4 protein-coding genes are annotated in these 4,028 nt (G+C 62.3%); 2 read left to right on the top strand and 2 right to left on the bottom strand.

The window, feature by feature from the left end; translation table 11 throughout:
* Nucleotides 1-829 (bottom strand): tRNA (adenosine(37)-N6)-dimethylallyltransferase MiaA (miaA, locus tag QZ638_RS22715; RefSeq protein ID WP_295814917.1); only part of this gene is annotated, 829 nt, incomplete at its 3' end.
* A gap of 31 nt (nucleotides 830-860) precedes the next feature.
* Between miaA and serB the strand changes: the two genes are divergently transcribed.
* Together serB and QZ638_RS22705 are read left to right on the top strand one after the other, a co-directional pair.
* Entirely contained in the window at nucleotides 861-1,748 is an 888-nt protein-coding gene (gene serB / locus QZ638_RS22710) for a phosphoserine phosphatase SerB (protein WP_295814915.1), read from the top strand.
* Entirely contained in the window at nucleotides 1,745-2,308 is a 564-nt protein-coding gene (locus QZ638_RS22705) for a GNAT family N-acetyltransferase (RefSeq protein WP_295814913.1), read from the top strand. The genes serB and QZ638_RS22705 overlap by 4 nt, the downstream gene beginning before the upstream one ends.
* A 65-nt stretch (nucleotides 2,309-2,373) precedes the next feature.
* Here the strand turns inward: QZ638_RS22705 and QZ638_RS22700 are convergent, their stop codons facing one another.
* The gene (locus QZ638_RS22700; protein ID WP_295814911.1) at nucleotides 2,374-3,873 is read right to left on the bottom strand and encodes a DegQ family serine endoprotease; all 1,500 of its coding nucleotides are present in this window, start codon (nucleotides 3,871-3,873) and stop codon (nucleotides 2,374-2,376) included.
* Between the last annotated feature and the right edge of the window lie 155 nt (nucleotides 3,874-4,028).

The raw sequence follows: 4,028 nt of genomic DNA, 5'->3' as shown, positions 1-4,028 counted from the left end.
CGCTCTCCCGCAGATAATCGGCGATGCGTTCCGCCACGGCCTCATAGGGCAGTTCCCGGCCCTCGTGCCTGCGTTCGAGCCGGATGATGTGAAAGCCGTAACGGGTCTCGACCGGCGCGGCACAAAGCGCGCCCGGTTCGAGCGCCAGCAGCGCGCGCACTTCGTCAAGCGCCCCCCGATCGACCATCCGGTCGAAACGCTGCTCTATGCGCTGGGTGACGAAAGCGCGCTCAGGCTCCAGAACAATGCACGTGCTGGTCTGGCGGTCGACCAGTGGCGGGGTGGTGTCTCGCTGCCAGGCGCTCAGAGCCCTCCCCGTCGCCTCGTGAACTTCCAGTGCGCGCGTGATGCGCTGTCCGTCCGCCGGGCGGATGGCGGCGGCCGTGTCGCGATCGCGGTGCGACAAAATCTGGTGCAGCGCTTCCGGTCCCTCCTTTGCGAGCCTTTGGCGCCAATGTTCCCGCACCGCCTCGGGCACCGGGGGCGTCGGCGCGATACCAGTCAGCAATGCACGGAAATAGAGCCCGGTTCCCCCCACGAAAATCGGGCGCCGCCCTTCCAGAATGCCGTTTCGGACAAGTCCGGCCACATCGGCCAACCAGGCCCCGGTCGAATAAGCGACGGAGGGTGGCACGTGACCGTAAAGATGATGGGGAACCGTCGCGTCTTCACCCGCATCGGGACGTGCCGACAGAATCGACAGAACGTCATAGACCTGCATGGAATCGGCGTTAATGACGACACCGTCCGTATCCCGCGCGAAATGCAGCGCCAGCGCGGACTTGCCGCTGGCGGTCGGCCCGGCTATCAGGATCGCATCATTCAACATGCCTGCCGCTCGTCATTCCGGAAAAACGCCCATGTCTCTCGTCGCCACACTCATCTCACATCCGGCCGCGCGCAAGCTCACGCCGCAGGTTGCGACTATGGCCATGAAGGCTCTCGATGCAAGTACGATCGACTGGCTGGGAGAAAACCTGAGCTGCGATATCGTTCTCAAGCCGGGCCTCGATGCGAACGAGGCCGAGAAGCGCCTGCGCCACGCTCTGGCCGGCGCGCCCATAGATGTGGCGGTTCAAGAGGCGGAAGGCCGGCGGAAGAAAATGCTGATCGCCGACATGGACTCCACCATGATCGATCAGGAATGCATTGACGAATTGGCTGCCGAACTCGGCTTGAAAGACGCCGTGGCGGCCATCACCAGCCGTGCCATGAATGGCGAGATCGCCTTCGAGCCGGCGCTGGAAGAGCGTGTTGCGTTGCTCAACGGCCTTTCGCTCGATGTAATCGACAAGGTGATCGACAAGCGCATCACGCTTGCCTCCGGCGGTCCAGCGCTTGTCGCGACCATGAACGCCAAAGGAGCGTTCACCGCCCTTGTTTCCGGCGGTTTCGAGCAGTTCACCGGCCCCGTCGGCGAGAAACTCGGTTTCCGCATCCAGCAGGCCAACCGGTTGCTCATAGAAGAGGGAAAGCTAAACGGAAAGGTCGCAAAACCCATTCTGGGCCGAGCCGCCAAGGCCGAGGCGCTGGACCGTTTCGCCACCGCGCACGGGCTTGCACGTCAGGATGTGCTGGCTGTCGGAGACGGAGCGAACGATCTCGATATGCTGGGGTTAGCCGGGCTCGGTGTCGCCCTTCATGCCAAACCCGCCGTCGCCGCCCAAGCGCGCGTGCGTATCGACCATGGCGACCTGACAGCATTGCTTTTTCTGCAAGGCTATCGCGAAACGGAGTTCATTGGATGACATTTCTCGAAACCGAACGTCTGATCCTGCGCAATTGGCGCGACGAAGATCGACCGCTCTTTCATCGCATCAATTCCGATGACACGATCATGGAGTTCTTCCCCTTCCGCCGCAATCGGGAAGAGGCCGATGCCATGATGGATCGCATCCGCGAGGGCATTGCGCGAAACGGATTCGGTTTCGCGGCGGCGGCGCTGAAGGACACCGGACAACCCATCGGCTTCGTAGGCCTGCACAAGCCGGTCGGCCTTTCCAACCTGCCGGAAGGCTCGGTCGAAATCGGCTGGCGGCTTGCACCGGAATTCTGGGGCAAGGGATATGTCACGGAAGCGGCCCGGGCCTGGCTCGCTTATGGATTCGAAACCCTCGGCCTCGATGAGATTGTCTCCTTCGCGGTGGTCGACAACGACCGCTCCACGGCGGTCATGCGCCGCATCGGCATGCGCCACGATGCGGAGGGCGATTTTCATCATCCCGATGTTCCCGACAGTCATCCGCACCTGAAGCGTCACGCGTTATATCGTCTCTCGCAGGCGGAATGGCGGGCCCGGCGAGGATAAAGAAAACGGCCCGGAAGCGATTGCCGTCGAGCCGTTTTCATATCTGTCAGAATGTCACCTTAGTGTCAGTCCATCCGCAGCGTTACGAAGCGCAGTTCTCCACTCTTGGAGGCGAGCATCAAAAGCGCGTTGCGGCGTCCCTGCCCTTTCAGCTCTTCAAGCCGGTCCAACGCCTCCTTCGGTGTCGAAACCGTCGACTGAGCGATCTCCACGATCACATCGCCCGCCGTTACACCTTTTCCGGCGGCGACCGAGGCATCGTCCACCTTGGTGATGACAACGCCGTTCACGTCCGCGGATATATCGAACTGCTCGCGAATCTGGTCGTCGAGGGCGGCCATGTGCATTCCGAGAACCGCCGCCGATGAAACGGCCTCGCCGTCATTCGCCGATTCGTCTTCGCCAGTTTCGGCGGAAGCGAGTTTCTCGCTGTCTTCGAGACGCCCGAGCGTCACGCTCACGGTCTGCTCCTCACCCTTGCGGACAACGGTGACGTTGACCTCCTTGCCCACCGGGCTTTCGGCAACGATGCGCGGCAATTCACGCACATTGTCCACGGTCTGGCCGTCGAACTCGACAATGACGTCCCCAGGCTGAATGGAACCGTCGTCCACCGGACCGCCCTCGATGACGCCGCTAACCATTGCGCCCATTGCCTTTTCCATGCCCAGGCTTTCAGCGATCTCGTCGGTGACTTCCTGAATGCGCACGCCAAGCCAGCCGCGCCGCGTCTCGCCAAACTCGCGCAACTGATCGACCACTTTGATCGCCAGGGCGGAGGGAATTGAGAAGCCGATGCCGATGGAGCCACCCGTCGGCGAAATGATGGCCGTGTTGATGCCGATCACCTCGCCCTCCATGTTGAACAGCGGACCGCCGGAATTGCCGCGGTTGATGGCGGCGTCCGTCTGGATGAAATCGTCATAGGGCCCGGACCCGATTTCGCGGTTACGCGCCGAAACGATGCCCACCGTCACCGTGCCGCCGAGCCCGAAGGGGTTTCCGATGGCCATAACCCAATCGCCGATCCGCATTCCGTCGGAATCGCCGAACGACACCTCCTGCAAGTCGCGTTGGCTCGCATCGACTTTCAGCACGGCAAGATCGGTCTTTGTATCGACGCCCAGAAGTTCCGCATCAAGCTTGCCGCCGTCGGTAAAATTGACGACGATCTCGTCGGCGCCGGATATGACGTGGTTGTTGGTGACGACGATGCCCTCTTCCGCGTCGATCACGAAGCCGGAACCCAACGACTGCGCCTGACGCGGACCGCGTTCGCTTTCCGGCTCATCCTGGAAAAAGTCGTCGAAGAACTCCTGCAGCGGCGAGCCTTCGGGCAGTTTGGGCAATGGCACGCGACCCGAACCGCTGCCGTCAGCGGAACGGGAGGTGGAGATGTTGACGACGGCGCCCGCAAGCCGCTCGGCGAGATCGGCCACCGAAGCCGGCCCCTGCGCGTGCGCCTGCTGCGTCAGAATCGCCGGTGTGGAGGCAAGACCGCCAAGCGCAATCAGAGCGGCCACTGGTGCCACCCGCGTGGCGCGTAAAATCTTCGTCGGGATCATTGAGAATGCTTCTCCAGATGGCTTGCTTGGTGGAATGGCCCGCGGCCCGAACACGACGTCCCGATCCTAGGCCGTATGCATGGCGAATACCATTAACGGGCGCTTCACATCTGCATGATCCGGCCCGATTGCGGCACGTTTACGGCCCGCACGGG

Origin of the sequence: uncultured Nitratireductor sp. (genome assembly GCF_913053745.1) — a bacterium.
GTDB lineage: Bacteria > Pseudomonadota > Alphaproteobacteria > Rhizobiales > Rhizobiaceae > Nitratireductor.
Note: the sequence above shows the minus strand (reverse complement) of the source record. Positions and strands in the feature narration are given on the sequence as shown.

Coding starts and splice junctions, on each gene's coding strand:
- QZ638_RS22705 (WP_295814913.1), top strand. CDS start 1,745: ATGACATTTCTCGAAACCGAACGTCTGATCCTGCGCAATTGGCGCGAC.
- QZ638_RS22700 (WP_295814911.1), bottom strand. CDS start 3,873: ATGATCCCGACGAAGATTTTACGCGCCACGCGGGTGGCACCAGTGGCC.
- serB (WP_295814915.1), top strand. CDS start 861: ATGTCTCTCGTCGCCACACTCATCTCACATCCGGCCGCGCGCAAGCTC.